Raw genomic sequence first — 25,233 nt, 5'->3', positions numbered from 1 at the left:
CTCACCACTCTCGCAACGAGGTCATCATGCAGATCGATTTAACAGGTAAGAAGGCGCTGGTTACCGGCGCCAGCCGTGGGTTGGGTCGCGCCATCGCGCTGTCGCTGGCGCGCGCCGGCGCCGATGTGGTTATTACGTATGAAAAATCGGTCGATAAAGCCCAGGCGGTCGCCGATGAAATAAAGGCCCTGGGTCGGTACGGCGAAGCGGTACAGGCCGACAGCGCCAGCGCGCAGGCGATTCAGGATGCCGTCACCCATGCGGCCCGGTCCCTCGGCGGGCTGGACATTCTGGTCAACAACGCCGGAATAGCCCGCGGCGGTCCACTGGAATCCATGACGCTGGCGGACATTGACGCGCTTATCAACGTCAATATCCGTGGGGTGGTCATCGCCACCCAGGAAGCGCTGGTGCATATGGCCGATGGCGGACGTATCATCAACATCGGCAGCTGTCTGGCTAACCGCGTGGCCATGCCGGGCATCGCGGTTTACGCCATGACCAAGTCCGCCCTCAACGCCCTGACCCGTGGCCTGGCGCGTGATTTAGGCCCTCGCGGGATCACCGTTAACCTTGTCCATCCAGGGCCGACCAACAGCGATATGAACCCGGAGGATGGGGAACAGGCGGAAGCCCAGCGCCAGATGATTGCGGTCGGTCACTACGGCCAGCCGGAAGACATCGCCGCGGCGGTCACCTTCCTCGCCAGCCCGGCCGCCGGGCAGATCTCCGGTACGGGGCTGGACGTGGATGGCGGATTGAACGCCTGATCGCACATTTTCTGCAAGCCTCTGTCGCCCGGCAGAGGCCTTCCCGCGCCGCCTCGACGGGTTGCGTTTTGCCTCTTACCTGCGTTTTTTCTCCGCTCTACAGTACCCCATAAGAAATTCGGAATTTATCTAATAGTCTTATTATTTCCTTATATTTTGTGTGGGCGTACAGTGGAGGGACGGATGAAAATTGTCTGGTCAAAAACGGCAGATAAGCAATTTTCTAAAATCGATACTCGGTATAAGAGCCGCATTAAATCCAGGCTGGAGAAGATGGATGATAAAGCTTCACCTATCTCGGATATCAAAAAATTGTCCTCTCCCGAAAACCACTACCGGCTGCGATTAGGTGATTACAGAGTCATCTACACCTTTGGGGATCCGCCGGGCGATACCTGCTACGTCGTGGCGGTTAAACGCCGAACCACCACCACCTACCTTCATGAGGAAGATACCGAATATGACTATTCAGTACATCAAGGATGAAGAAGGAAAAGACCAGTATGTCGTCATTCCTTACAGCGATTACTTTCGTATGCGCCTGGCTCTGCTGGAGTACGACGACGAGGATGAAAACGACTGGGAAGATATTCCTTATGAATCAGACATCTATGATAACGTCATGCTGCCTGGCGAAGTATGCGACGTGATGCATAAAGAAAACGTCAGCCTGCAGGCCGCGTGGCGTATCCTGCGCGGGCTATCCCAGCAGGAGGTCGCGGCTAAACTCGGCATCAGCCAGTCCGCGGTGTCACAGCTGGAAGCGCTGGACTCCCGTCCGCAGAAGCGCACCCGCGAAAAACTGGCGGCGATTTACGGCTGTACCCAGGAGCAAATCAGCCTCTATCTGCCGAAAGAGGGTTAACAGCACTTCGCCCCGCCCTTGCCGCCGTAGCGCGCGTCCTGGCGTTCGCGAAAGAACTCTTCATAAGTCATCGGCGTCTGATCCGGGTGGGTTATTCGCATGTGCTCGACGTAGTTATCGTAATCCGGCACGCCGATCATCATCTTCGCCGCCTGGCCCAGGTACTTACCTGCTTTGGAAAGGGTGTCAAACATAAGTCATTTCTCTTTTGTATCCCTCACCCCGAGCCTCTCCCAAAGGGAGAGGGAGGATCGGAAATGTAGGCCGGGTAAGGCGAAGCCGCCACCCGGCACACCGGTTAATGCGCCCCTTTCGCCTGGGTCTCAATCGCGTCCAGGTTTTCAGGCATTGGCTCATACGGCGTCTCTTTCGCCGTCGGTTTATCCTCTTTCAGCGCCGCCAGCGCGGTTTTAATCGAGAACAGCGCCAGCACCACCACCACAATCATAAAGAAGATGGTCAGCCCGGCATCGAGACGGTTGTTAAACACCAGCTGCGCCAGCTGTGATTCGGTATATTGCGGCGGAATGTTGCCGCTGTCGATCATCGCCTGGAATTTATTGGCGATGGCCAGGAAACCGACTTTGGTGTCCGGGCTAAACGACTTCTGCCAGCCGGCGGTCAACGTACAGATCAGCAGCCAGCTGGTCGGCAGCAGCGCCACCCACGCATAGCGCTGGCGTTTCATCTTGAACAGGACCACCGCGCAGAGCATCAGCGCCATCCCCGCCAGCATCTGGTTGGCAATACCGAACAGCGGCCATAGGGTGTTAATCCCGCCCAGCGGATCGACCACCCCCTGATGCAGGAAGTAGCCCCAAGCCAGCACGCACAGCGCTGTCGCCAGCAGGTTGGCCGGTAGCGAGCTGGTTTTTTTCAGCCCCGGGCTAATCACGCCCAGCAGATCCTGCAGCATAAAGCGCGCCGCGCGGGTGCCGGCGTCAACCGCCGTCAGGATAAACAGCGCCTCAAACAGAATGGCGAAGTGGTACCAGAACGAGACATCCATCAGTCCGCCCAGCGAGCCGTGCAGGATGTAGGCCATCCCCACCGCCAGCGTTGGCGCGCCGCCGGCGCGGGAGATAATCGACTGTTCGCCGACCTCGCTGGCGATTTGATGCAGCGTATCAGGCGTAATGCTAAAGCCCCAGCCGCTCACCACCTGCGCTGCCGAGGCGACCACATCGGTGGTACCCGCCGGCGCCAGCACCGCCATCGGGCTGTTCATCGCGAAGTAGACGCCCGGATCGATAATACAGGCCGCCACCAGCGCCATAATAGCGACGAAGGATTCCATCAACATGCCGCCGTAGCCGATAAAGCAGGCCTGGCTTTCGTTGGCCAACATTTTCGGCGTGGTGCCGGAGGAGATCAGCGCATGGAAGCCGGAGACCGCGCCGCAGGCGATGGTGATAAACAGGAACGGGAACAGGTTGCCGGTCCATACCGGGCCGGTACCATCGACGAACTTGGTCAGCGCCGGCATCGTCAGGGTCGGGCGCATAATCAGGATGCCAATCGCCAGCCCCACGATGGTGCCGATTTTCAGGAAGGTGGAGAGATAATCGCGCGGAGCCAGCAGCAGCCAGACCGGCAGTACCGCAGCCACAAATCCGTAGCCCACCAGGATCCAGGTCAGCTGTACGCCGGTGTAATCAAACCACGGCGCCCAGGTCGGGCTTTCCGCCACCCAGCCGCCGGAGATGATGGCGAACACCAGCATCACCAGGCCTATCACCGACACCTCGCCGATGCGTCCCGGACGCAGATAGCGGATGTAGATGCCCATAAAGATCGCCAGCGGAATGGTAAAGGCGACGGTGTATGTCCCCCACGGACTGTGGGTCAGCGCTTTCACCACAATCATCGCCAGGACCGCGAGGATGATCACCATGATCATAAAGCAGGCCACCAGCGCCAGGACGCCAGCGGTCGGTCCCATCTCCTCTTTAACCAGTTCGCCAAGCGAACGGCCATCGCGGCGGGTCGAAACAAACAGCACCATAAAGTCCTGTACCGCCCCAGCCAGCACCACGCCGGCGAGGATCCAGATCATCCCCGGCAGGTAGCCCATCTGCGCGGCGAGCACCGGGCCCACCAGCGGCCCCGCGCCGGCAATGGCGGCAAAATGGTGACCGAACAGCACTTTTTTGTCGGTTGGAACGTAGTCGAGGCCATCGTTATGCCGCACCGCGGGCGTCATCCGCGTCGGGTCAACGCCAAGCACGGTTTTAGCGATATACAGGCCGTAGAAACGATACGCGATCAAATAAACGCAGACCGCGGCGACGACAATCCACAGCGCGTTTATCTGCTCACCCCGGTTTAAAGCGATATAGCCGAGGGCGAAGGCTCCGATGACGGAGAGCAGCGCCCAGATAAGGTATTTCCCTGAATTATTCATTGTTGTGGTCCACCGGTAGGGTAATCAGGATGTTACATTTTGTTTCTAGATCACAACGCAGAATTTAACAACACCGAAACATCGCAGATGCCGTACACCCACAGAGATTTGTCTCACATTGCTAGCGAGATCACTTAAGGCAGGAAAATGAATGAAAGGGTTACCGTGAACGGTGCCGTTTTTTTTGTCGGGTGGCGGCTAACGCCTTACCCGACCTACAGATCCGTAGTCCTGCTAAGCGCAATGCGAGCAGGGAAACTCCCGGATGGCGGCGCGCTGCGCCTTATCCGGGCTACCCCATTGCGCCGATACGTAGCCCGGCTAAGCGTAGCGCAAGCCGGGGAAACAGCGGCTTCTTAGCCCAGCACCGCGGTGCCCAGACGACAGGTGCAACAGCGCCGCCCCTTCTCGTCATACACCACAATCTCCCAGCTCTGGCTCTGGCGACCAAGATGCAGCGGACGGCACTCGCCGCGCACTTTCCCGCTGGAGACGGCCCGGTGATGGCTGGCGTTAAGCTCAGTCCCGACGACGCACTGCCCTTCTTCGGTCATCAGCCAACCGGCCATCGAGCCCAGCGTCTCCGCCAGCGCCGCGGAAGCGCCGCCGTGCAGCAGGCCAAACGGCTGATGCGTGCGCGCATCCACCGGCATCTCCGCCTCCAGCAGCCCCTCTTCCAGTCGGGTGTAGATGATGCCAAGATGCGCCACCATGGTATTTTCGCTGCTGGCGTTCAGCGCCGCCAGCGTAAGCTCTCGCTTCCAGGCCATTTACGCCCCCAGCGTCGAGCCGCCATCAACCACGATATCCTGCAGGGTGATATGGCTGGCGTGAGAAGAGGCGAGGAACAGAATGGTATTGGCGATCTCCTGCGGGCGGGCGATTTTACCCAGCGGGATGCCGAGCTTAAACTGCTCGCCGAAGCCGCGGATCCGCTGCTGCTCTGCATCGTCGCTGACCCACAGGGTGCGCTGCATATCGGTATCGGTGGAGCCCGGCGACACCAGATTACAGCGCACCCCGCTGCCCGCTAGCTCAAGGCCGACGGTCAGCGCCAGGCTTTTCAGCGCCGCCTTCGAGGCGCCATAGGCGCTCATGCCGATACGCGGCGTGTGCGCGGCATCGGAGGCGACGGTGACGATCGCCCCGCCCCGCTGGCGACGGAACTGGGCCATCGTCTGCTGAAACAGGTTGAACGCCCCGCCGACGTTGACCGCGAAGGTCTGCTGCCAGTCTTCCGCGCTCAGCTGGTCGGTAGCGCCCATGCGCAGGATCCCGGCGGCGTTCACCAGCACATCTAAACGCTCGGTGTTCGCCAACAGCCGGCTACATGCCTCGCGTACCTGGTCGGCATCGGCGACGTCCAGCGTTTCGGTGGCAAACGGATAGCTTTCGCCGTCAAAGGCGAGGTCGAACCCGGTGACGTTGGCCCCGGCCTCGACGAAAGCCAGCGCGGTGGCATAGCCAATCCCTTTACCTGCGCCGGTCACCCACACGGTCTGACCGCGAAAATCCAGCGCCGCCATTATTGCACCTCGCGGGTGAGCAGCGCCCACCAGGCGTCGATGGTCGGGTTTTTCGCCAGCATCACGAAGTCGATATCGCCGTGCACTTTGCGCCAGCGGGCGGCCAGGGCCATCATCCGCACCGAATCCAGACCGTAGTCGATCAGGTTTTCATCATCCAGCGGTTCATCGGATTCGTCGAGCAGCGGCAGGATCAGCGCGCGCAGCGCCGCTTTGGAGACTGGGATCGGTAGCAGCTCTTCGGTCATCACCACCCGTCCGGAGCGGCCGGCGACGTATTTCAGCGCCATCAGGTGCTCTTCACGGCTGAAATCTGCCAGCGCGTCGGCGACAAAGAACGGTTTGATATCGCGCATGAAAGCATCGGTGGCGGTGGTCATGCAGCCGATATGGGCGTAAACGCCGGTGATGATCAGCTGATCGCGGCCGGTCTCTTTCAGCATCTCCTCCAGCGGCGAGCGATGAAACGCGCTGTAGCGCCATTTCACCAGCACGGTATCGTCTTCATCCGGCGCCAGCGCGGCAATCACCTGCTGCTGCTCCGGCGAGCGGGTCAGACCCGGCCCCCACATATCATTCAGCAGGGCGCGGTCTTCATCGCTCTGCTCTTTCGGCTGGGCGGTGTAGTACACCGGAATGCCGTTCTGTTTGCAGAAGTCGCGCAGGGCGGCGATATTAGCCACCACTTTCTCCATCATCGCGCTGTTTTCGCCCCAGAAGTTGAGGAAATACTCCTGCATGTCGTGGATCAGCAGCGCGGCGCGCGACGGCTCAAAGGCCCAGTTGACCTTGTTCGCCGGGATATCGCTGGCTTCCGGCAGCGCATATGCCTGTAATTTAGGGATTGCCATTCTCTGTTCTCCTTCAGCCCAGCTTGCCTTCGGCCAGCCACTGACGTAATTGTTTTTTATCGACTTTGCCCACCGGCGTCAGCGGCAGCGCGGCAACGCACTCCACGCGGTCCGGCAGTTTAAATTCCGCCACCCCCTGCTCGCGCAGGAAGCGGCGCACGGCGACGGCGCGCAGCGGCGAGGTCACCACCAGATAAGCGCAGCTTTTCTCGCCCAGCAGATTGTCTTCGATGCTGACCAGCGCGGCGTGGATCACCGCCTCATGGCGCAGCAGCAGGTTTTCGATCTCTTCAGCGGCGATCTTCTCGCCGCCGCGGTTGATCTGATCTTTTTCCCGGCCCTGGACGGTGATATAGCCATCTTCATCGATCGAAATCAGATCACCGGAGCAGTAAAATCCATCGGCATCAAAGGCTTCAGCGTTATGTTGCGGACTGTTGTAATAGCCGCGGAAGGTATAAGGACCGCGGGTCATCAGACGGCCAACTTCGCCGCGCGGCAGCGGGTTGCCGTCGGCGTCCGCCACCCACACTTCGTCGTCCGGACACATCGGGCAACCCTGGGTGTTGATAATCCGCTCCGGGCTATCGTTGAGGCGGGTGTAATTCACCAGCCCTTCCGCCATGCCGAACACCTGCTGCAGCTGACAGCCGATTTCCGCCGGAATGCGCGCGGCGAGCGTCGCTGACAGGCGCGCGCCGCCGACCTGCAGCAGCTGCAGCGATTGCAGCTGGGCGTTGCTGCCCCATTCGTGAATCGCCTGCAGCCACAGGCTGACTGCCGGCGGCACCAGCGAGGCAACGTTGATCTGATGTTTTTCGATCAGCGGGAAACAGAGCGTGGCGCTCGGGTCAGCGGCGAGGATCACCCGCCCGCCGGCGAGGAAGACGCCGAGCGAACCCGGGGAACTCATCGCATAGTTATGCGCCGCCGGCAGCGCGTTGAGGTAGCGCGTTTCAGCGTTAATCCCACAGATCTCGTTGCTGCGGCGGATACTGTAGTCGTAATCGTTATGGGTGCGTGGGATAAGCTTCGGCGTCCCGGTGCTGCCGCCGGAGAGCTGGAAAAAGGCCACTTCGTCGGCAGGGGTTGGATTGGCGATAAAGTTATCCGCCGGGCGGTTAATCTCCGTCGCCAGATCGCGCTCGCCGCCGTCGTTACGCAACAGTGCGACGCGCAGGGAAGGATGTTCCGCGATAAACGCGTGGAGAAAGCTATCGTCAGCAAACAGAGCGTGCTCGCGATCGGCAATCAGCAGCGCCGGTTTAATCTGCGCGGCGTAGGCGTTAAGTTCGCTGCGCTGGTGGCTGAACAAAGCGTTCACTGGCGCGACGCCGATGCGCAGCAGCGCAAAGAAGGTCATGTAAAACTCGGCGACATTGCCCAACTGCACCAGCGCGGTCTCCCCGCGCTTCAGTCCCTGGCGCTGCAGCGAGCAGGCGAGGTTGTCCACCAGCTGGTTAAACTGGCGGTAGCTAATCTGCCGCTCGCCATCGATAATCGCCACGGCGTCATTGTCCGCGTGACGGGTGATCAGATTGGTTAACGGCAGATCCTGCCAGTAGCCTTTTTGACGATAGCGGGCCGCAAACTCTTCCGGCCAACGGGTAAATGCAATCATCCTTGCCTCTTAGTTCAAGCCAAATACGTTAAGCATGGTGGTCAGTTTGACGCCGGTTTCGCGCCATTCGCCCAGCGGCGAGGAGGCCGGAACAATGCCCGCGCCGGCAAACAGGCGCAGCGTACGCTGCTGCAGACGCGCGCAGCGGATAGTCACCACCCACTCGCCGTTGCCTTCGTCATCGCACCAGCCGACGATGCCGCCGAACAGCTGGCGATCGAAGGGTTCCAGTTCAGCAATCAGGCGCTTCGCCGCCTGATGCGGGAAACCGCTCAGCGCCGGCGTCGGGTGCAGCAGACAGGCCAGCGACATGGCGTTTTCTTCCGCCAGCGCGGTGCCTGCGATCGGCGTCGCCAGATGCCAGAGCGTCGGGGTGGTAATCAGCTGCGGCGACTCCGGTAGCGACAGCTGACTGCTGCGCGGGCCCAGCACGCTCTTCATCGCCTGGGTCACCAGCTCGTGCTCGTGGCGATCTTTGCCGGAGGCCAACAGCCTGTTGCCTGCTTCCCGATCCAGCACATCGTCCGGCTGGCGACGGGCGGAGCCGGCCAGCGGCAGAGAGCTGAAGTGCTGTCCTTCTTTACGCAGCAGCAGCTCCGGGCTGGCGCCCAGCAGCACGCCGCCGTCGGAGAGCGGCACGTGGAAGTTAAAGCTGGCGGGGTTCTGGGCGATCAGTCGCTCCATCAGCGCGCCGCTGTCGACGCGGTCGCGGGTGGTAATATCGATAAGCCTTGATAGCACCACTTTGTCGACTTCCGGGGTGGCGGTCAGCGCGGCGGCGCGTTCCACCATGGCTAAAAACACGTCCTGCTCCGGGATCTCCCGACGCTCCACCACCTCCATCGCCTCCAGCGGCGCGGCATAGCGGGCGGAACGCTGCTTTTCCGGGCGAGAGAACGCTTCCCAGCGCTCGGGGATATAGAGCTCGGAATGCTGACAGGTGTCGAACGGGATAGCCCCGACCATCACCGGCTTGCGGATCCCCGCCGCCCGGGCCTCGGCAAAGGCGGCCGCCATCTGCTGCTGGAACTCGCCGTTCAGCGCATCGCCGCCAACGGCGGGCTGTGAGAAGCGACGGAAGCAGCCTGAAGTGGTAAAACTGCGGTACGGCGACATAAAGAAGAAGCTGTCCGGCGACAGGGTCCGGGTCGGTTTCTTTACATCCTCAGCCAGTGACGTTTCCATATCATCCTCCAAAAACGATAAAGATATTAAGAATAATTATCATTTATATTTTGGTTGGCTAACCTAAAAGGTATTGCCCGCCATGTCAACCGCGTTACGTCATGGCGCCGCCACTTTGGCTTGCATCCTGCTGACACAAAGTTGAAAATGAGACGCATTTATCACCTTTCAAATCAGGATGCGATGACGTGAACTTCTTTTCTTTCTGCCGCCGCGGTGCGCTGACCGGCATGCTGTTGCTTTTAGGAATTACCTCAGCCCAGGCGGCGGACTGGCCGCGCCAGGTCACCGACAGCTACGGGACGCATACCCTGCCGAGTCAGCCGCTGCGCATTGTCTCCACCAGCGTGACGCTTACCGGTTCGCTGCTGGCGATTGACGCTCCGGTGGTCGCCAGCGGCGCGACCACGCCGAACAACCGCGTCGCCGATAGCCAGGGCTTTCTGCGCCAGTGGAGCGAGGTTGCCAAAGCCCGCAAGCTGGCGCGGCTGTACATCGGCGAACCAAGCGCCGAAGCGGTGGCCGCCCAGATGCCGGATCTGATCCTGGTGAGCGCGACCGGCGGCGACTCCGCCCTGCCGCTGTACGATCAGCTTAAAACCATCGCCCCGACGCTGGTCATCAACTATGACGATAAAAGCTGGCAAACCCTGCTCACCCAGCTGGGGCAGATCACCGGTCATGAACAACAGGCCAGCGCGCGCATTGCCGACTTCAATAAACAGCTCGTTTCGTTAAAAGAAAAAATGAAACTGCCGCCGCAGCCGGTGACCGCCCTGGTCTATACCGCCGCCGCGCACAGCGCCAATATCTGGACGCCGGAATCGGCTCAGGGGCAGATGCTTCAACAGCTGGGCTTTAGCCTGGCGACGCTGCCGGGCGGCCTGCCCGCCAGCCATAGCCAGGGTAAACGCCACGATATCGTGCAGCTGGGCGGGGAGAACCTCGCGGCCGGTCTGAACGGCCAGAGCCTGTTCCTGTTCGCCGGCGACCAGAAAGATGCGGATGCCATCTACGCCAACCCGCTGCTGGCGCATCTCCCGGCGGTCGCAGGCAAACGCGTCTACCCGCTGGGCACCGAGACCTTCCGCCTTGACTACTACAGCGCTCTGCTGGTGCTCCAGCGTCTCTCCAGCCTGTTCGGCTAACGCGGGCTGCGCCATCAGGACGGGAACGCGGCCTGCACACCTTGCCGGGCGGCGCGGCGCTTGCCCGGCCTACTGAGCTTGCACCGGCCTGCCGTACCCCAGGCCCGGTAAGGCGCAGCCGCCACCGGGCATCAGGCCGGGAACCCGGCCTGCACACCTTGCCGGGCGGCGCGGCGCTTGCCCGGCCTACTGAGCTTGCACCTGCCTGCCGTACCCCAGACCCGGTAAGGCGCAGCCGCCACCGGGCAATCGCACCCGACTTAACTTTCGTTGACAATTTCCGGGCGCTGGAAACGGCGCAGCTCGCGTAGCAGCCCAACCAGCAGCACACCGACAAGCGCCAGCGCCCAGCCGCTGGCGCTGGCGGATGCCGCCGGCGTCATTACCGCCCCTAAGCCGCCGAGCAGCGCCGCGCCGATGGCGTCGCCGGTGACGTTTTGCGCGGTCCACAGACCGTTAATCCGCCCGAGCATATGTTCCGGCGTCTGGGTCTGAATCAGGGTGTACTGCAGCAGCGAGCTAATAGCGCTCAGCCAGCCAAACAGCGCCAGGCACAGCGCGCCCAATGCCCAGTGCGGCATCAGGCTGAACAGCGCAATGGCGACAAACGATCCCACCGTCGTCGCCAGCATCAGCGCGCCCGGCCGCACCGTCTGGGCCAGCTGGCCGCTGGTCAACGCCCCCAGCGCCGCACCGAGCGGAATAGCGGCGTACAGCAGGCCAATCTGTCCGGCCGACATCTGCCAGCTACCGGCCAGCGCCGGATAGAGCACCCGCACCGCGCTGGCCATGGTCAGCAGACCGCCAAGCAGCGCAATCCCGCCGATAAGCGGGCTCCGGCAGAGGAAGGTCAGCCCCGCCAGCAGGGAGCGCAGCGGATGCTCGCGCGGCTGCGGAGGCGGCGGCAGCTGCGGCAGACGCAGCAGGGTTAAGGTGGTGATAAAGGTCCCCGCCGCCGCCAGGCCAAAGTTCCAGGCCACGCCGCCGGTGGCCAGCAGCAGGCCGCCGATCATCGGCGAAATCACCGAGCCCAGGCGCACCGTCAACATAGTGATGGCCCCGGCCTGCATCAGGTTTTCCCGTCCCACCAGCGCCGGGGTCGCCGCCAGCAGCGCGGTCACCCCCAACGAGGCGAAGAACCCGTCCCAGATCCCCAGCAGGTAGATCGCCGCCAGCGACGGCTCCGGCAGCAGGGCGTTCAGACACAGGCCGACAAAGCCCACGCCGCAGGTGCCGCGCGCCAGCAGGATCAGGCGTTTACGTTTATAGCGGTCAGCCAGCACGCCCCCCACCATCAGACCAACAAACATCGACGCCCCGGTCAGCGTCACCGACAGCCCGACCTGCCAGGTCGAATGGGTCATCATCTGGATCTGCACCGGAATGGCCACGCCCAGCAGGCCAAGCGACAGAATAGAGATAAAGCGAGCGATAAAAACGGCGCGAAACGCCGGGTGAGTTTTCAGCAGGCTGAGATTGAGCAGCCAGGATTGTCGGTTCATTACAGCGCCTTGTCGTTATTTTTAATACCCTTTTTACTGTGGGTCATGCTACCATAGCTGAATAAAATCGATAACGATAATTACTATCATTATCATATCAGGGATGTCAGTTATGTCGTTTTCTACGACCGCGGTACGCTCTGTCGCCGTGCCCGGATTGTTGCTATTACTCGCCTTAGCCGCCGCGCTTAGCCTGACCATCGGCGCCAAATCGTTGCCGATCGGCACGGTATTCACCGCCTTCAGCGGAACCTGTCAAAGCGCTGATTGCACTATCGTGCTGGACGCGCGCCTGCCGCGCACTCTGGCCGGTCTGCTGGCCGGCGTCGCCCTCGGCCTCGCCGGCGCGCTGATGCAGACGCTCACCCGCAACCCGCTGGCCGACCCCGGCCTGCTGGGGGTCAACTCCGGCGCCAGCTTCGCCATCGTCCTCGGCGCGGCGCTGTTTGGGATCACTTCCCCGCAGGAGCAGCTGCTGCTGGCATTCTGCGGCGCGCTCTGCGCCTCGCTGCTGGTAGCCTTTACCGGCAGCCAGGGCGGCGGTCAGCTGAGCCCGGTGCGCCTCACTCTCGCCGGGGTCGCCCTTGCGGCGGTACTCGAGGGGCTGTCCAACGGCATCGCCCTGCTCAACCCGGACGTCTACGATCAGCTACGCTTCTGGCAGGCCGGTTCGCTGGATATCCGCACCCTGCAAACGCTGAAAATTGTCCTGCTGCCGGTAGTGGTGGCGGGGATCGCCGCTCTGCTGCTGAGCCGGGCGCTGAACAGCCTGAGCCTGGGCAACGATACCGCCACCGCCCTCGGCAGCCGCGTCGCCCGCACCCAGCTGATCGGCCTGATCGTCATCACCGTCCTGTGCGGCAGCGCCACCGCCGTCGTCGGCCCCATCGCCTTTATCGGCCTGATGATGCCGCATATGGCGCGCTGGCTGGTGGGGGCCGATCATCGCTGGTCGCTGCCGGTCACCCTGCTCGCCACCCCGGCCCTGCTGCTGTTTGCCGACGTGATTGGCCGCCTGCTGGTGCCCGGCGAACTGCGGGTATCGGTGGTGTGCGCCTTTCTCGGCGCGCCGGTGCTGATCTGGCTGGTGCGCCGCCAGCCGCGGGGAGGTGGCCTGTGATTGCCCCGTCCCGCCGCCTGATAGCCAGCTGTCTGCTGCTAATGGCCGCCAGCCTGCTGATTTCCCTGCTCGGGCTGGCGCAAGGCCCGGTGCCCCTGACGATTGACCAGGTGTTCTCGGCGCTGTTCGGCGATGCGCCGCGCAACGTCGCGATGGTGGTGAACGAATGGCGGCTGCCGCGGGTGTTAATGGCGCTGCTCATCGGCGCCGCGCTCGGCGTCAGCGGCGCCATTTTCCAGTCGCTGACCCGTAACCCGCTCGGCAGCCCGGACGTGATGGGCTTTAACACCGGCGCCTGGAGCGGCGTGCTGGTGGCAATGGTCCTCTTCGGCCAGAACCTGACGGCGATCGCCCTGGCGGCGATGGCCGGCGGGGTGCTGACCTCGCTGGTGGTCTGGCTGCTGGCCTGGCGCAACGGGATCGAAACCTTCCGCCTGATCATTATCGGCATCGGCGTGCGCGCCATGCTGGTGGCATTCAACACCTGGCTGCTGCTGCGCGCCTCGCTGGAGACCGCCCTTTCTGCGGGCCTGTGGAACGCCGGATCGCTTAACGGCCTGACCTGGGGTAAAACCTGGCCGTCGGCGCCGCTGATCCTGTTGATGCTGGTGGGCAGCGCCCTGCTGGTTCGCCGGATGCGGCTGCTGGAGATGGGCGACGATACCGCCTGCGCGCTGGGGGTGCAGGTCGAGCGTTCGCGCCTGCTGCTGATGCTGGTGGCGGTGGTGCTCACCGCCGCCTCGACGGCGCTGGCCGGGCCGATCTCATTTATCGCGCTGGTGGCGCCGCATATCGCCCGCCGCCTGAGCGGCACGGCCCGCTGGGGACTGACCCAGTCGGCCCTGTGCGGCGCGCTGCTGCTGGCGCTGGCCGATTACGGCGCCCAACGGCTGTTTATGCCGTGGCAGCTGCCGGTTGGCGTGTTAACCGTCAGCCTCGGCGGTATTTACCTTATTGCATTGTTGATTCAGGAGTCCCGCAAAAAATGAGTGCTGTCCCCTCCCGTTTGCGCGGCGAGCAGTTAACCCTGGCCTACGGGAACAAGACCATCGCCGAGTCGCTGAACGTGACCATCCCTGACGGTCACTTCACCGCCATTATCGGCCCCAACGGCTGCGGCAAGTCGACGCTATTGCGCACCCTCAGTCGCCTGATGACGCCCGCCAGCGGCCACGTCTGGCTCGACGGCGCGCAGATCCAGCAGTACGCCAGTAAAGAGGTTGCTCGCCGCATCGGGCTGCTGGCGCAGAATGCCACCACCCCTGGCGATATCACGGTGCAGGAGCTGGTGGCCCGCGGGCGCTATCCGCACCAGCCGCTGTTTACCCGCTGGCGCAAAGAAGATGAAGAGGCGGTGAACAAGGCGATGCGAGCGACCGGGATCAGCGATCTGGCGCTGCAGAGCGTCGACACGCTTTCCGGCGGCCAGCGGCAGCGGGCGTGGATTGCGATGGTGCTGGCCCAGGAAACGGCGATTATGCTGCTGGATGAGCCGACCACCTGGCTGGACATCAGCCATCAGATCGACCTGCTGGAACTGTTGAGTGAGCTGAATCGCGAGAAGGGCTATACCCTGGCGGCGGTGCTGCACGATCTTAACCAGGCCTGCCGCTACGCCACCCACCTGATCGCCCTGCGCGACGGCAGGATCGTCGCCGAGGGGGCGCCGAAGGAGATCGTCACCGCCGATCTGATTGAACGGATTTACGGTCTGCGCTGCACGATCATTGAAGATCCGGTGGCGCATACGCCGCTGGTGGTCCCGCTGGGCCGCCGGTAATCTCCTCTTTCCCCGGCTTGCGCTACGCTGAGCCGGGCTACCTGCTGTAGCCCGAACTCAACCGTTACCCCAGAATCTCCCTGACCACCGGACCGATGGCCTCAAAGGCCTGCGGGGAGATGATATCGACGTGGGCGCAGTTCTGGCTGAACACCTCCAGTTCCCCCACCCACGGGCCCCATACGACCTGCGGATCCATCCCCTCCTGCCGCGTCTTCTCCGCCACGAACAGCGTCGCCTTGCCGTCAAACTTCGCGCTATGCGCGGTGGTTAACAGCCGCACCGCATCGGCATAGTTGCCTTCGATGGCGCTGAACAGCTCGCCGGAGGCTTGCCCCTGCTGGGCGGCGAGGAACGCTTCGCGCTCGCGGTCGATCTCCGCCAGTACCTCGGGATCCAGCCCGTTGGCCTCTTTCTCCGCCCAGTTTTGCGTCTCCGGCGGCCAGGTATCCAGCAGGCCGAGGAAGGCCACCGCTTCGCCGCGCTGGCGCAAGCGGGCGGCAATCCCCTGGGCTAAGGTGCCGCCCAACGAATACCCGAACAGGTAATAAGGGCCGTGCGGCTGCTGCGCCAACAGCGTTTGCAGATGATGCTCGCAGACCTCGTCGAGGCTGGCGGCGCTGGCCATCGGCCCCTGCGGGCGCGGCGACTGAATACCGGTAATTGACCAGCGCGGGCTGAGATAGCGCGCCAGCACGCTGAACTGCCAGGCGAAGCCGGAGGCCGGATGGAAGCAGAACAGCGTCGGACCGTCGCTCTCGCGCAGCGGCAGAAGCGTATCCAGCCCCAGGCGCCGGGCCTGCTCATCGCTGAGATCGGCGGCCAGCAGCGCGCTCAGTTTGCCCACCGTCGAGGCCACCATCACCTGCCCCGGGGTCACCTGCCGCGCCAGCTGGCGGCTGAGCTGTGCCGCCAGGCGCATCGCCAGTAGCGAATGACCGCCAAGGGCGAAGAAATCGGCGTCGATATCGTTCACCTCGCAGCCCAGCAGCTGGCTGAAGACGGCGGCGACAAGAGTTTCCATGCCGGGCTCCGGCGGCCGACCGCTGCGCTCGCCGCCGAGGGTCGGCAGCGGCAGCGCTTTGCGGTCCAGTTTGCCGTTGGCGCTCAGCGGCAGCTCAGCGAGCTGCATCAGCACCACCGGCACCATATGCGGCGGCAGCTGTTCCGCCAGCCGCGCTTTCAGCGCCGCGGTATCCAGCGGCAGGCCGGAGTCAGAGACCAGATAGCCCACCAGCTGTCGGGCATCGCCGCCGGTCGCCGCCGCCTGGTTGAAGACGCAGGCGTGACTCACCGCCTGCCCCACGTCCGGCAGGGCCGACATCACCCGATCAATCTCGCCAAGCTCGATGCGCTGCCCGCGGATCTTCAGCTGATCGTCGCTGCGGCCAAGGTACTCCACCGCGCCGTTCGCCAGCCAGCGCGCCACGTCGCCGGTGCGATACATCCGCTCGCCGGGGGCAAACGGGTCGGCGATAAAGCGGCTGGCGGTGAGATCCGGGCGCCCCAGATAGCCCTGCGCCAGCTGGATGCCGGTGAGATAAAGATCCCCCGCCACCCCCGGCGGTACCGGGCGCATCGCGGCATCGAGAATGCGCAGCCCGGTGTTCCACACCGGCCAGCCAATCGGCACGCTGCTGCCGGTCACGGCCGCCAGCTCAGGGCCGCAGGCCGGATACCAGCTGACGTCCACCGCCGCCTCCGTCGGGCCGTACAGGTTATGCAGCGGCGCGCCGGTCAAGCGCTCCCACTCGCGGCACAATTCCGTCGGCAGCGCTTCGCCGCTGCAGAATACCCGCCGCAGCGTGCGGCAGGCAGCGACGCTGTCGGCATCCAGCGAGGCGACAAACGCCGCCAGCATCGACGGCACAAAGTGGGTGGTGGTCACGCCGTAGCGGGCGAAGAACTGCTGCATCGCCTGCGGGTCGCGGTGCGCCTCCGGCTCGGCCATCACCAGCTGCGCGCCGGCGATAAACGGCCACCAGAATTCCCACACCGACACGTCGAAACTGCACGGCGTTTTCTGCGCCACCACGTCGTCGGCAGATAACGGATAGCGATCCTGCATCCACAGCAGGCGGTTGACGATGGCGGTCTGGCCGACCATCACCCCTTTCGGCCGCCCGGTGGAGCCGGAGGTAAAGATGATGTAGGCGGTATGGTCTGGTTTTGACAGCGCCAGCGGCGCGTCATCCCCGGCGGCCAGCGGCTGCTGGTAGCAGAGGCTTTCCAGCCCCGGAATATCGCTGAAGCGGGCCAGTTGATCCTCCGTGGCGATCAGCAGCGACGGCCGGGCGTCTTCCAGCATCATCCGCAGGCGGTCGTCCGGGTAGCCGGTGTCCAGCGGCAGCCAGGCGGCCCCCGCTTCGACAATGCCGTGCAGCGCCAGGGTCAGGAACACCGAGCGCGGCAGGGCCACCGCCACGCTGTCCCCAGGCTTCACGCCGCGCTGACGCAGCAGCTGCGCGAGCGCCACCACCTGCTGACGCATCTCGCGATAGCTGAACTGCCAGCGGGCGTCCGCCAGCGCCGGCGCATCCGGGGTCTTCCGCGCCTGGTCGGCCACCAGCGCGCTGAGGGTGGTGGCAGGCAGCGGCACAGCGGTATCGTTGACCGCCGCCAGCCGGGCCAGCTCGTCGGCGGAGAGCATCTCTGCTTCGCCGCAGCGCAGCGTCGGATCGGCGGCGAACTGCGCCAGCAGCGCGGTCAGTCGCGCCATGTGGCGACGGAGCTCGGCTTCGTCGTACCGGGCCTTGTTGGCGAGGATCTCCAGCGACAGCCCGCCGGTCTCATCCGGGAACAGCGCCAGCTCGAGATCGTTGACCGGGCCGGTGGCGAGGGTGTGGGTCACTGCCTGCACACCATCGATATCCAGCTGGTAATCAAAGACTTTGACGTTCAGCACCGGGCCGAACAGCGGTTCGTCCCCTGCCGCTTTGCCGCTGTCGCGGACGATCTGCTCGGCGTCATAGCGCTGATGGCGGCGCATCTTTTTCAGCTGAGCGGCGAGGCGCATCGCCAGGTCCGCCAGCGTCTCCCGGGCGTCAATATGCACCGCCAGAGGCAGGACATTGAGCACCGGCCCTGTCGAGGTCAGCGCGGCTGAACCCATCCGACGCATAAAGATAAAGCCCGCCGCGTAGTCCATCCGGTTGCACAGGCGGCCCAGCCACAGCGTGGTGAGCGCCAGCGCCAGGTCAGCGGGCTGACACTGCGGCGCATGGCTGGCCAGGCGGCGGAAGGCGTCGGCGTTCATCTCCAGCTTCATCCGCCAGATATCGCTCCCGGCGGCGCGCCCGCCCAGCGGCGCGGCAGAGAGTGAGGCAGGCGCCGGTAACGCCTGGCGCTGGGCCTGCCAGAAAGCTTTATCCCGCTGCCAGGCCTCGCTGCCGGCGTAGCGCTGGTACTCGTCCACCACCTCGGCGAAGGGGGTGAAAGGCGACTCAGGAGTGGCTTCCCCCCGCTGCCAGGCGCGGTAAATGGCGGCGATCTGCCGGGTTATCGCCGGGAAGCTGAAGCCATCCACCAGCAAGTGGTGATATCGCTGATACCAGTACCAGCGGTCGTCGCCGACGCGCAGCAGCTGATGGCACACCAGCGGGTTGCCGCCGTCGACACGCAGATCCTGCGCCAGGTCCGCCTGCATCCGCTCCGTGGCGGCGCGATGCGGATCCGGCGCCGTACGCAGGTCAATGATCGACGGTTCGGCAAAGGTGCGGTCGGCCGCCAGCCACTGCCAGACTTCCCCCTCCTCTTCCTCAAAGCGCAGGCTGAGGGTGTCCGCCTGCTGCAGACCGGCGACAATCGCTTTTCCCAGCAGCGTCGGGTCGAGGGCGCCGCGCAGTTCAACATAGTGGGCCACGCTCCAGGCGCCTGGCAGAGTGGAGAGGCGCTCGGCCATCCAGATCCCCGGCTGCGCGGCAACCAACGGTAAACGAGTGGTCATTGTCAGCTCCTTATGACGCATGATGGGCGGGGGTCAGGGTTGACCAGTTGGCCGCCAGCCAGGCGTTGCAGGCCTCGGCCGACTGCGGGGGGCACGCCACCGTCCAGCCGGCAGGCAGGTCGCAGTGCGCCGGCCACAGGCTGTACTGCTGTTGATCATTGCGCAGAATGTAAAACTGCCCTTGCGGATTGTCGAAGGGGTTACTGAATTGCATATCAAACTCCTGTCGTAAAACGCGATGCTAAGGGTGCGACAGCAGAGGCTGCCAGAGCTGGATAAGCCCTGCCGTCAGCCCGCCGCGCCAGCAAAGCGCATCATGCCCGCCGTCAACCTGACGCCAGAAAATCGTCTGCTGTGTTGTGGTGAGTTGCGCCAGTAGCGCCTGGTTCGCGCGAAAAATGATCGGTTCGCGTTGGCCCGCTTCCAGCCAGACGCGCAGCCCGGCCGCGGACACCTCACCCTGGCGAAGCTGTTCGCCGATAAAGCCCGTCCCGCGGCCATCACGGTGCGGCCACCAGTAGGAGCCTGACTGGCTGAGCACGCAGCCAAAGCGCTGCGGCCAGTTGAGAGCGGCGAACATCGCCGCCAGACCGCCGAAGCTTTGCCCGGCCACCACCGTCCGATCCGGGCGGTCGCTGAACGGGGCATAGCCGTGGACCAGCGGCAGGAGCTCCTCCTGCACCGCCAGCCAGAAATCGCGGTGACAGGGCAGCTCAACCCCGCGGCGCTGGTTGTCGATCGCGTCGATCAGCAGGTAGACCGCCGGCGGCAGTCTCCCCTCGCGGGTCAGGGCGGCCAGCGGCGACCACACCGGCATGCTCTCGGCCCAGAACTGGCCGTCGAGCAGGATCGCCAGCGGCCGCGTTTGCGGGTCGACAGCCTCGCCGGTGGTGTAGATCCAGACCCGGCGATGGTTGCCCAGACGCGCGCTGCGCCACTCAAGGCAACGGGCGGCAGGATGCGCCTCATTAAGCGGGTCCCAGCCGGGCTGCGCGGGGGCCTGCGGCATCTCCAGGGCGGACACGCCATGGCCGCGTCCGCCCCGCCAGCTGTGCGGGTTCAGCGGATCGGCTATCGCCCGCGGCAGCAGTTTGCGCCAGCCTTCGCGTAGCAGCGCGCGGTCGGGCGCATCAGCGCTGAACACCTCAGGGGAAAAATCATCGTCACGGTCGGAGGGAATAAAACAGTAGCTGCCGCGCCAGGTCGGCGACAGCGTAGTGCGCCAGAACCAGGCGTCGGTCCCGGGGAGACGTTGCAGCGATTGCGGACGCGCATTCTGATGGTGGTCGGTCACGCCGGTGATATAGAGCCATACCCGACGATGGGGAGAGCAGGTTTCATCCCCCGCCGGGTCCCGCCACCAGAACGTTACCTCGATGGCGCCATCCACTGCGCGGCACTGCGGCCCCCGCAGGGTTTGCCACCACTCCTCGCTTCCTGTCCTTAACATTCTGTCATTAACCCTATGTATAGCGTGACTTTTTTAATTAATTGTCATTATTTATTGATAATATTATTGATAACTATTTGCATTTGCAATAGCGTATTAGCGCGCCGTGGGAAGCGCGTCTTTCATCAGAACATGTCAAATCGGGCTTATTCAGCCAGCGACGGAGTGCCTTTGCCCGCTTTTGGCAACATTTATGCCGCCTCCCCTCCCGGTGGGAAGGGGCGTTTGGGGAACGTGGCGACAAAAAGCAGGAATAACAATGAATAACAGGATCAAATCCCTGGCCTTGCTGGTCAATCTGGGAATTTACGGGGTTGCTTTTCCGTTAAGCGCAGCGGAAACCGCCACCGACGATAAAAACAGCGCCGCTGAAGAGACCATGGTGGTCACCGCCGCCGAGCAGAACCTGCAGGCGCCGGGCGTCTCCACCATCACCGCCGATGAGATCCGCAAACGCCCCCCGGCGCGCGACGTCTCGGAGATCATTCGCACCATGCCGGGAGTCAACCTGACCGGCAACTCCACCAGCGGCCAGCGCGGCAACAACCGCCAGATTGATATCCGCGGCATGGGCCCGGAAAATACCCTGATCCTGATCGACGGCAAGCCGGTCACCAGCCGCAACTCCGTGCGCCTTGGCTGGCGCGGCGAGCGCGACACCCGCGGCGATACCAGCTGGGTGCCGCCGGAGATGATCGAACGTATCGAAGTGATTCGCGGCCCGGCCGCCGCCCGCTACGGCAACGGCGCCGCCGGCGGCGTGGTGAATATCATCACCAAAAAAACCGGCGATGAGTGGCACGGCTCATGGAACACCTATATGAACGCCCCGGAGCACAAGGATGAAGGCTCCACCAAACGCACTAACTTCAGCCTCAGCGGCCCGCTGGGCGGCGATTTTAGCTTCCGCCTGTTCGGTAACCTCGACAAAACGCAGGCCGACGCCTGGGATATCAACCAGGGCCATCAGTCCGAACGTACCGGGATCTATGCCGACACCCTGCCGGCCGGGCGCGAAGGGGTGAAAAACAAAAACATCGATGGTCTGGTGCGCTGGGAATTCGCTCCGATGCAGTCGCTGGAGTTTGAGGCCGGCTACAGCCGCCAGGGCAACCTCTACGCTGGCGACACCCAGAACACCAACACCAACGACCTGGTAAAAGAGAACTACGGTAAAGAGACCAACCGGCTGTACCGCAACACCTACTCGGTCACCTGGAACGGCGCCCGGGACAACGGGGTGACCACCAGCAACTGGGCGCAGTACGAGCGCACCCGCAACTCGCGCAAAGGCGAAGGCCTGGCCGGGGGCACCGAGGGGATCTTTAACAGTAATCAGTTCTCGGATATCGATCTGTCAGATGTGATGCTGCACAGTGAAGTCAGTATCCCGTTCGACTACCTGGTTAATCAGAACCTGACGCTGGGCAGCGAGTGGAATCAACAGCGGATGAAGGATAACGCGTCCAACACCCAGGCGCTGTCGGGAGGCGAAATTCCGGGTTACGACAGCACCGGCCGCAGCCCGTACTCGCAGGCGGAAATCTTCTCGCTGTTCGCCGAGAACAACATGGAGCTGACCGACACCACCATGCTGACTCCGGCGCTGCGTTTCGATCATCACAGCATTGTCGGCAATAACTGGAGCCCGTCCCTCAACCTGTCGCAGGGGCTGTGGGACGACTTCACGCTGAAGATGGGTATCGCTCGCGCCTATAAAGCGCCGAGCCTGTATCAGACCAACCCGAACTACATTCTCTACAGTAAAGGCCAGGGCTGCTATGCCAGTAAAGACGGCTGCTATCTGCAGGGTAACGACGACTTAAAAGCCGAGACCAGCATCAACAAAGAGATTGGCCTCGAGTTTAAACGCGACGGCTGGCTGGCGGGCGTCACCTGGTTCCGCAACGACTACCGCAACAAGATTGAAGCGGGCTATGCTCCGGTCTATCAAAACAATAAAGGTACCGATCTCTACCAGTGGGAAAACGTGCCGAAAGCGGTGGTGGAAGGTCTGGAGGGGACGTTGAACGTTCCGGTGAGCGAGACCGTCAACTGGACCAACAACATCACCTATATGCTGCAGAGTAAGAACAAAAAGACCGGCGATCGTCTGTCGATTATCCCGGAATACACGCTGAACTCCACCCTGAGCTGGCAGGTTCGCGATGACGTTTCGCTGCAGTCGACCTTCACCTGGTACGGCAAGCAGGAGCCGAAGAAGTACAACTACAAGGGTCAACCGGTCACCGGCAGCGAGAAGAACGAGGTTAGCCCCTACAGCATCCTCGGCCTGAGCGCGACCTGGGACGTCACCAAATACGTCAGTCTGACCGGCGGCGTGGATAACGTCTTCGATAAGCGCCACTGGCGCGCGGGCAACGCCCAGACCACCGGGGGCGCCACCGGCACGATGTACGGCGCCGGCGCCGAGACCTACAATGAATCGGGCCGCACCTGGTACCTGAGCGTCAACACCCACTTCTGATAGCGGGTTCTCCCTCCCCCGCCCTTGCTGGACAAAGGGCGGGGGCAACCGCGGTAACCTTACCCTATGCGCCACCATCGCACCGTTTTGCCTCTGGCCGGCTATACCATCCAGCAGATCGACTTCGACCCGGCGACTTTCCAGCCTGAAGATCTGTTCTGGCTGCCCTATCACGCCAGCCTGACCGGGTGGGGCCGCAAGCGGCAGGCGGAGCACCTGGCCGGACGCATCGCCGCGGCATACGCCCTGCGCGAGGTGGGGGAGAAACGGCTTCCCGCCATCGGCGACCAGCGCCAGCCGCTGTGGCCCACGCCCTGGTTCGGCAGCATAAGTCATTGCGGCCAGCGCGCGCTGGCGGTGATCGCCGATCGGCCGGTGGGCGTCGATATCGAGCGCCGGTTTACCCCACAGCTGGCCGCGGAGCTGGAGAGCAGCATTATCAGCCCGGCGGAAAAAACGGCGCTGCTGCGCAGCGGCCTGCCCTTCCCGCTGGCGCTGACGCTGGCGTTTTCGGCAAAAGAGAGTGGGTTTAAGGCCTGCCATCCCGACGTACAGGCGGGCGTCGGTTTTAACGATTTTACGCTGGCTGCAATAAAGGAAGGAAATCTGCGTCTTCGGCTCTCCACCGTGGAGTATCGGCTGCAATGGATTCAGGCAGGGGAATACATCATCACGCTCTGCGCGCCGTAAAAAAACCCGCGCGGCATTCCGCACGGGTTATCGGTTTTAGACGGCGAAAAATCAGCGCATTTTCTGCGCCAGCTCCGCGACGGAAGCGGCATCGAAACCGTGGTGTTTACGCAGCCAGCCGCGATCTGCCGCCGCCGCATACTCACCATCCGGGATCCCCAGACGTTTGAGCGGGATACCCACCCCAGCCTCAGCCAATACTTCCGCCACCAGGCTGCCCAGCCCGCCGTTGACGTTATGCTCCTCCACCGTAATCACCGCTTTGCACGGCTTCAGCGCCGCCAGCAGCGCGGCGGTATCGCAGGGGCGAAGAGATGGCACGCTCACCACTTTGGCCTGAATCCCCGCGTCGGCCAGCATCTGCGCCGCATCGACGATCTCATGCACCGTCGAGCCGGTGGCCACTAGCGCGATATCATCGCCTTCCCTCAGCGTGACGATCGCGCCCGGTACAAAGCGATAGCTTTCATCGTGCAGTTCCGGCAGCGCCTTGCCATCGAGGCGAATATAGACCGGCCCCTGATAACCGATGGCGTAATCAATAATCTGCCGACATTCGCGCGGCGAGGACGGGGCGAAAATCTGGATATTGCCGAAGCCGCGCATCACCGCCAGATCGTCAATGGCATGGTGGGTGCTGGCCAGCGGGCCGTAGCTGGCTCCGGCGTTAAGGCCAAACAGCTTGACGTTGGTGTTGTTGTAACAGACATCCACTTTGATTTGCTCATTGGCCCGCGAGATAAGAAACGGCGCGGCGTTACAGGTCACAGCCACTTTTCCGCCCAGCGCCAGACCGGCGGCGGTGCCGACCATGCTCTGCTCGGCGATGCCGACGTTCACCAGCCGGCCGGGGAACTGTTTAATAAACGGCGCGATTTTGGCCGTTGACGTGGAGTCGGCTACCACCGGCACCAGATCGACGCCGCGCTCCACGGCGGCGATAAAGGCTTCGACCATGACGTTAGCCAGGTGTTCTGCATTACTCATCTTTCAGTTCCTCCAGTGCCAGTGCAATTTCTTCGCCTTTCGGCACCCGGTGGTGCCACTCCGGGCGCCCCTGGATAAAGGAAATACCGGCACCTTTCGTGGTGTTGGCAATAATAACGTTGGGTTTACCTTCCTGCTTCAACCCCTCGATGACCGAGACCACCGAGGCCATGTCGTTACCCTGGCATTCGCTGACTTCCATACCGAAGGCGCGCCATTTATCGGCCAGCGGATCGGTATTCATGATTTCGCGCGTCGGCCCGGCCAGCTGGAGGTTGTTCTTATCATTAATAATGACCAGATTATCCAGGCCGTAATGTGCAGCCGCCAGGGCGGCTTCCCAGTTACTGCCTTCCGCCAGTTCGCCGTCGCCGGTGATCAAAAAAATGCGGCGGGTGCTGTTGCTTTTCTTCGCGGCCAGCGCCAGCCCCACCGCAACAGGCAAACCGTGGCCCAGCGCGCCGGTGTTGAGCTCGATGCCCGGCGTTTTTTGCCGCACCGGGTGGCCGGGGAGATGGGAATTGGCATGCTGGTAGGTCTCCAGCCACTCGACCGGGAAGAAGCCGGCTTCCGCCAGGACGCAGTAGTAGCAGCCCACGGCGTGGCCTTTCGACTGGATGTAGATATCGCGCTGCGGGTCGTCGAGCCGGTCCGGCGCGACGTTAAGGACGCGGAAATAGAGCGCGGTTAACAGTTCGACCTGCGAAAGGTCAGCCCCGGTGTGGCCGCCGGCCGGACTATTGGCGTTTAAGCGCACAATATGGCGCCGCACCGCGCGGGCTTTACGCTCCAGCGTCTGAATATCATATCTGTAGGGATTCATTTCACACCTCTGAATTTATTTTCAGCATGGAATATTTATTCCAGCAAGGACTAAAAAAACCAGATATCCCTATGCCG

Annotated in this window: 22 protein-coding genes; 9 read left to right on the top strand and 13 right to left on the bottom strand. The window is 63.0% G+C overall.

Annotated elements, in window-relative coordinates; translation table 11 throughout:
- The first annotated feature begins 26 nt into the window (after positions 1–26).
- The 3 genes from KPHS_14550 (at position 27) to KPHS_14530 (ending at position 1,635) form a co-directional block, all read left to right on the top strand.
- Positions 27–770 carry a putative short-chain alcohol dehydrogenase gene (locus tag KPHS_14550; protein ID YP_005225755.1) on the top strand — a complete coding sequence of 248 codons (744 nt, stop codon included), beginning with the start codon at positions 27–29 and terminating at the stop codon, positions 768–770.
- A 183-nt stretch (positions 771–953) separates the two neighbouring features.
- Positions 954–1,256: a type II toxin-antitoxin system RelE/ParE family toxin gene (locus KPHS_14540; protein ID YP_005225754.1), complete on the top strand. Its 303-nt coding sequence runs from the start codon at positions 954–956 to the stop codon at positions 1,254–1,256.
- Entirely contained in the window at positions 1,231–1,635 is a 405-nt protein-coding gene (locus tag KPHS_14530; RefSeq protein ID YP_005225753.1) for an Xre family transcriptional regulator, read from the top strand. The genes KPHS_14540 and KPHS_14530 overlap by 26 nt, the downstream gene beginning before the upstream one ends.
- Here KPHS_14530 and KPHS_14520 read toward each other — a convergent pair.
- The 7 genes from KPHS_14520 to KPHS_14460 form a co-directional block, all read right to left on the bottom strand.
- Entirely contained in the window at positions 1,632–1,829 is a 198-nt protein-coding gene (locus KPHS_14520) for a YbdD/YjiX family protein (RefSeq protein YP_005225752.1), read from the bottom strand. The genes KPHS_14530 and KPHS_14520 overlap by 4 nt on opposite strands.
- Before the next feature lie 104 nt (positions 1,830–1,933).
- Positions 1,934–4,039 carry a carbon starvation protein gene (locus KPHS_14510; RefSeq protein YP_005225751.1) on the bottom strand — a complete coding sequence of 702 codons (2,106 nt, stop codon included), beginning with the start codon at positions 4,037–4,039 and terminating at the stop codon, positions 1,934–1,936.
- A 356-nt stretch (positions 4,040–4,395) separates the two neighbouring features.
- A complete protein-coding gene (locus KPHS_14500) occupies positions 4,396–4,809 on the bottom strand; it encodes a proofreading thioesterase EntH (protein YP_005225750.1) in 414 nt (137 codons plus the stop codon).
- On the bottom strand, positions 4,810–5,565 hold the full coding sequence (locus KPHS_14490) for a 2,3-dihydro-2,3-dihydroxybenzoate dehydrogenase (protein YP_005225749.1): 756 nt from the start codon (positions 5,563–5,565) through the stop codon (positions 4,810–4,812).
- Positions 5,565–6,416 carry a 2,3-dihydro-2,3-dihydroxybenzoate synthetase gene (locus KPHS_14480; protein ID YP_005225748.1) on the bottom strand — a complete coding sequence of 284 codons (852 nt, stop codon included), beginning with the start codon at positions 6,414–6,416 and terminating at the stop codon, positions 5,565–5,567. The genes KPHS_14490 and KPHS_14480 overlap by 1 nt, the downstream gene beginning before the upstream one ends.
- Before the next feature lie 13 nt (positions 6,417–6,429).
- Positions 6,430–8,037 (bottom strand): enterobactin synthase subunit E, encoded by a 1,608-nt coding sequence (locus tag KPHS_14470; RefSeq protein YP_005225747.1) that lies wholly within the window; start codon positions 8,035–8,037, stop codon positions 6,430–6,432.
- A gap of 9 nt (positions 8,038–8,046) precedes the next feature.
- A complete protein-coding gene (locus KPHS_14460) occupies positions 8,047–9,222 on the bottom strand; it encodes an isochorismate synthase (RefSeq protein YP_005225746.1) in 1,176 nt (391 codons plus the stop codon).
- Positions 9,223–9,410: 188 nt separating this feature from the next.
- Between KPHS_14460 and KPHS_14450 the strand changes: the two genes are divergently transcribed.
- Complete coding sequence (locus tag KPHS_14450) at positions 9,411–10,370, top strand: iron-enterobactin transporter periplasmic binding protein (protein YP_005225745.1); 960 nt, start codon at positions 9,411–9,413, stop codon at positions 10,368–10,370.
- Positions 10,371–10,630: 260 nt separating this feature from the next.
- Here the strand turns inward: KPHS_14450 and KPHS_14440 are convergent, their stop codons facing one another.
- A complete protein-coding gene (locus KPHS_14440; RefSeq protein ID YP_005225744.1) occupies positions 10,631–11,872 on the bottom strand; it encodes an enterobactin exporter EntS in 1,242 nt (413 codons plus the stop codon).
- A gap of 112 nt (positions 11,873–11,984) precedes the next feature.
- Between KPHS_14440 and KPHS_14430 the strand changes: the two genes are divergently transcribed.
- Genes KPHS_14430 through KPHS_14410 form a run of 3 tightly spaced genes read left to right on the top strand, consistent with a single transcriptional unit; the run spans position 11,985 to position 14,772 of the window.
- On the top strand, positions 11,985–12,992 hold the full coding sequence (locus KPHS_14430) for a ferric enterobactin transport protein (RefSeq protein ID YP_005225743.1): 1,008 nt from the start codon (positions 11,985–11,987) through the stop codon (positions 12,990–12,992).
- Entirely contained in the window at positions 12,989–13,981 is a 993-nt protein-coding gene (locus KPHS_14420) for an iron complex transport system permease (RefSeq protein YP_005225742.1), read from the top strand. The genes KPHS_14430 and KPHS_14420 overlap by 4 nt, the downstream gene beginning before the upstream one ends.
- A complete protein-coding gene (locus KPHS_14410; protein YP_005225741.1) occupies positions 13,978–14,772 on the top strand; it encodes an iron-enterobactin transporter ATP-binding protein in 795 nt (264 codons plus the stop codon). The genes KPHS_14420 and KPHS_14410 overlap by 4 nt, the downstream gene beginning before the upstream one ends.
- A gap of 64 nt (positions 14,773–14,836) precedes the next feature.
- Here KPHS_14410 and KPHS_14400 read toward each other — a convergent pair whose 3' ends face one another.
- From KPHS_14400 to KPHS_14380, 3 genes are read right to left on the bottom strand one after another with little or no spacing between them, the layout of a single operon-like run.
- Complete coding sequence (locus tag KPHS_14400; protein YP_005225740.1) at positions 14,837–18,718, bottom strand: ATP-dependent serine activating enzyme; 3,882 nt, start codon at positions 18,716–18,718, stop codon at positions 14,837–14,839.
- 10 nt (positions 18,719–18,728) lie between these two features.
- On the bottom strand, positions 18,729–18,932 hold the full coding sequence (locus KPHS_14390) for an invasin-like protein (protein YP_005225739.1): 204 nt from the start codon (positions 18,930–18,932) through the stop codon (positions 18,729–18,731).
- A 27-nt stretch (positions 18,933–18,959) separates the two neighbouring features.
- Positions 18,960–20,168 carry an enterochelin esterase gene (locus tag KPHS_14380; RefSeq protein ID YP_005225738.1) on the bottom strand — a complete coding sequence of 403 codons (1,209 nt, stop codon included), beginning with the start codon at positions 20,166–20,168 and terminating at the stop codon, positions 18,960–18,962.
- A 259-nt stretch (positions 20,169–20,427) separates the two neighbouring features.
- Here KPHS_14380 and KPHS_14370 point away from each other — a divergent pair, with 259 nt between their 5' ends.
- Positions 20,428–22,656: a ferrienterobactin receptor gene (locus KPHS_14370; protein YP_005225737.1), complete on the top strand. Its 2,229-nt coding sequence runs from the start codon at positions 20,428–20,430 to the stop codon at positions 22,654–22,656.
- Positions 22,657–22,722: 66 nt separating this feature from the next.
- Positions 22,723–23,346 (top strand): enterochelin synthetase component D, encoded by a 624-nt coding sequence (locus KPHS_14360; protein YP_005225736.1) that lies wholly within the window; start codon positions 22,723–22,725, stop codon positions 23,344–23,346.
- A 51-nt stretch (positions 23,347–23,397) separates the two neighbouring features.
- Here the strand turns inward: KPHS_14360 and KPHS_14350 are convergent, their stop codons facing one another.
- Entirely contained in the window at positions 23,398–24,333 is a 936-nt protein-coding gene (locus KPHS_14350; RefSeq protein YP_005225735.1) for a putative transketolase C-terminal subunit, read from the bottom strand.
- On the bottom strand, positions 24,326–25,156 hold the full coding sequence (locus KPHS_14340; protein ID YP_005225734.1) for a transketolase domain-containing protein: 831 nt from the start codon (positions 25,154–25,156) through the stop codon (positions 24,326–24,328). Before KPHS_14340 ends, KPHS_14350 begins: the two co-directional genes overlap by 8 nt.
- Positions 25,157–25,233 lie beyond the last annotated feature (77 nt).

The sequence above is a fragment of the Klebsiella pneumoniae subsp. pneumoniae HS11286 genome (assembly GCF_000240185.1).
In the GTDB taxonomy this organism is placed as follows: Bacteria; Pseudomonadota; Gammaproteobacteria; order Enterobacterales; family Enterobacteriaceae; genus Klebsiella; species Klebsiella pneumoniae.
This window is presented reverse-complemented; position numbering and strand designations above follow the sequence as displayed.

What these genes read in the sequence shown, in the direction of transcription:
- KPHS_14550 (YP_005225755.1), top strand. Translation starts at nt 27, where the DNA reads ATGCAGATCGATTTAACAGGTAAGAAGGCGCTGGTTACCGGCGCCAGC.
- KPHS_14540 (YP_005225754.1), top strand. Translation starts at nt 954, where the DNA reads ATGAAAATTGTCTGGTCAAAAACGGCAGATAAGCAATTTTCTAAAATC.
- KPHS_14530 (YP_005225753.1), top strand. Translation starts at nt 1,231, where the DNA reads ATGACTATTCAGTACATCAAGGATGAAGAAGGAAAAGACCAGTATGTC.
- KPHS_14520 (YP_005225752.1), bottom strand. Translation starts at nt 1,829, where the DNA reads ATGTTTGACACCCTTTCCAAAGCAGGTAAGTACCTGGGCCAGGCGGCG.
- KPHS_14510 (YP_005225751.1), bottom strand. Translation starts at nt 4,039, where the DNA reads ATGAATAATTCAGGGAAATACCTTATCTGGGCGCTGCTCTCCGTCATC.
- KPHS_14500 (YP_005225750.1), bottom strand. Translation starts at nt 4,809, where the DNA reads ATGGCCTGGAAGCGAGAGCTTACGCTGGCGGCGCTGAACGCCAGCAGC.
- KPHS_14490 (YP_005225749.1), bottom strand. Translation starts at nt 5,565, where the DNA reads ATGGCGGCGCTGGATTTTCGCGGTCAGACCGTGTGGGTGACCGGCGCA.
- KPHS_14480 (YP_005225748.1), bottom strand. Translation starts at nt 6,416, where the DNA reads ATGGCAATCCCTAAATTACAGGCATATGCGCTGCCGGAAGCCAGCGAT.
- KPHS_14470 (YP_005225747.1), bottom strand. Translation starts at nt 8,037, where the DNA reads ATGATTGCATTTACCCGTTGGCCGGAAGAGTTTGCGGCCCGCTATCGT.
- KPHS_14460 (YP_005225746.1), bottom strand. Translation starts at nt 9,222, where the DNA reads ATGGAAACGTCACTGGCTGAGGATGTAAAGAAACCGACCCGGACCCTG.
- KPHS_14440 (YP_005225744.1), bottom strand. Translation starts at nt 11,872, where the DNA reads ATGAACCGACAATCCTGGCTGCTCAATCTCAGCCTGCTGAAAACTCAC.
- KPHS_14430 (YP_005225743.1), top strand. Translation starts at nt 11,985, where the DNA reads ATGTCGTTTTCTACGACCGCGGTACGCTCTGTCGCCGTGCCCGGATTG.
- KPHS_14410 (YP_005225741.1), top strand. Translation starts at nt 13,978, where the DNA reads ATGAGTGCTGTCCCCTCCCGTTTGCGCGGCGAGCAGTTAACCCTGGCC.
- KPHS_14400 (YP_005225740.1), bottom strand. Translation starts at nt 18,718, where the DNA reads ATGACCACTCGTTTACCGTTGGTTGCCGCGCAGCCGGGGATCTGGATG.
- KPHS_14390 (YP_005225739.1), bottom strand. Translation starts at nt 18,932, where the DNA reads ATGCAATTCAGTAACCCCTTCGACAATCCGCAAGGGCAGTTTTACATT.
- KPHS_14380 (YP_005225738.1), bottom strand. Translation starts at nt 20,168, where the DNA reads ATGTTAAGGACAGGAAGCGAGGAGTGGTGGCAAACCCTGCGGGGGCCG.
- KPHS_14370 (YP_005225737.1), top strand. Translation starts at nt 20,428, where the DNA reads ATGAATAACAGGATCAAATCCCTGGCCTTGCTGGTCAATCTGGGAATT.
- KPHS_14360 (YP_005225736.1), top strand. Translation starts at nt 22,723, where the DNA reads ATGCGCCACCATCGCACCGTTTTGCCTCTGGCCGGCTATACCATCCAG.
- KPHS_14350 (YP_005225735.1), bottom strand. Translation starts at nt 24,333, where the DNA reads ATGAGTAATGCAGAACACCTGGCTAACGTCATGGTCGAAGCCTTTATC.
- KPHS_14340 (YP_005225734.1), bottom strand. Translation starts at nt 25,156, where the DNA reads ATGAATCCCTACAGATATGATATTCAGACGCTGGAGCGTAAAGCCCGC.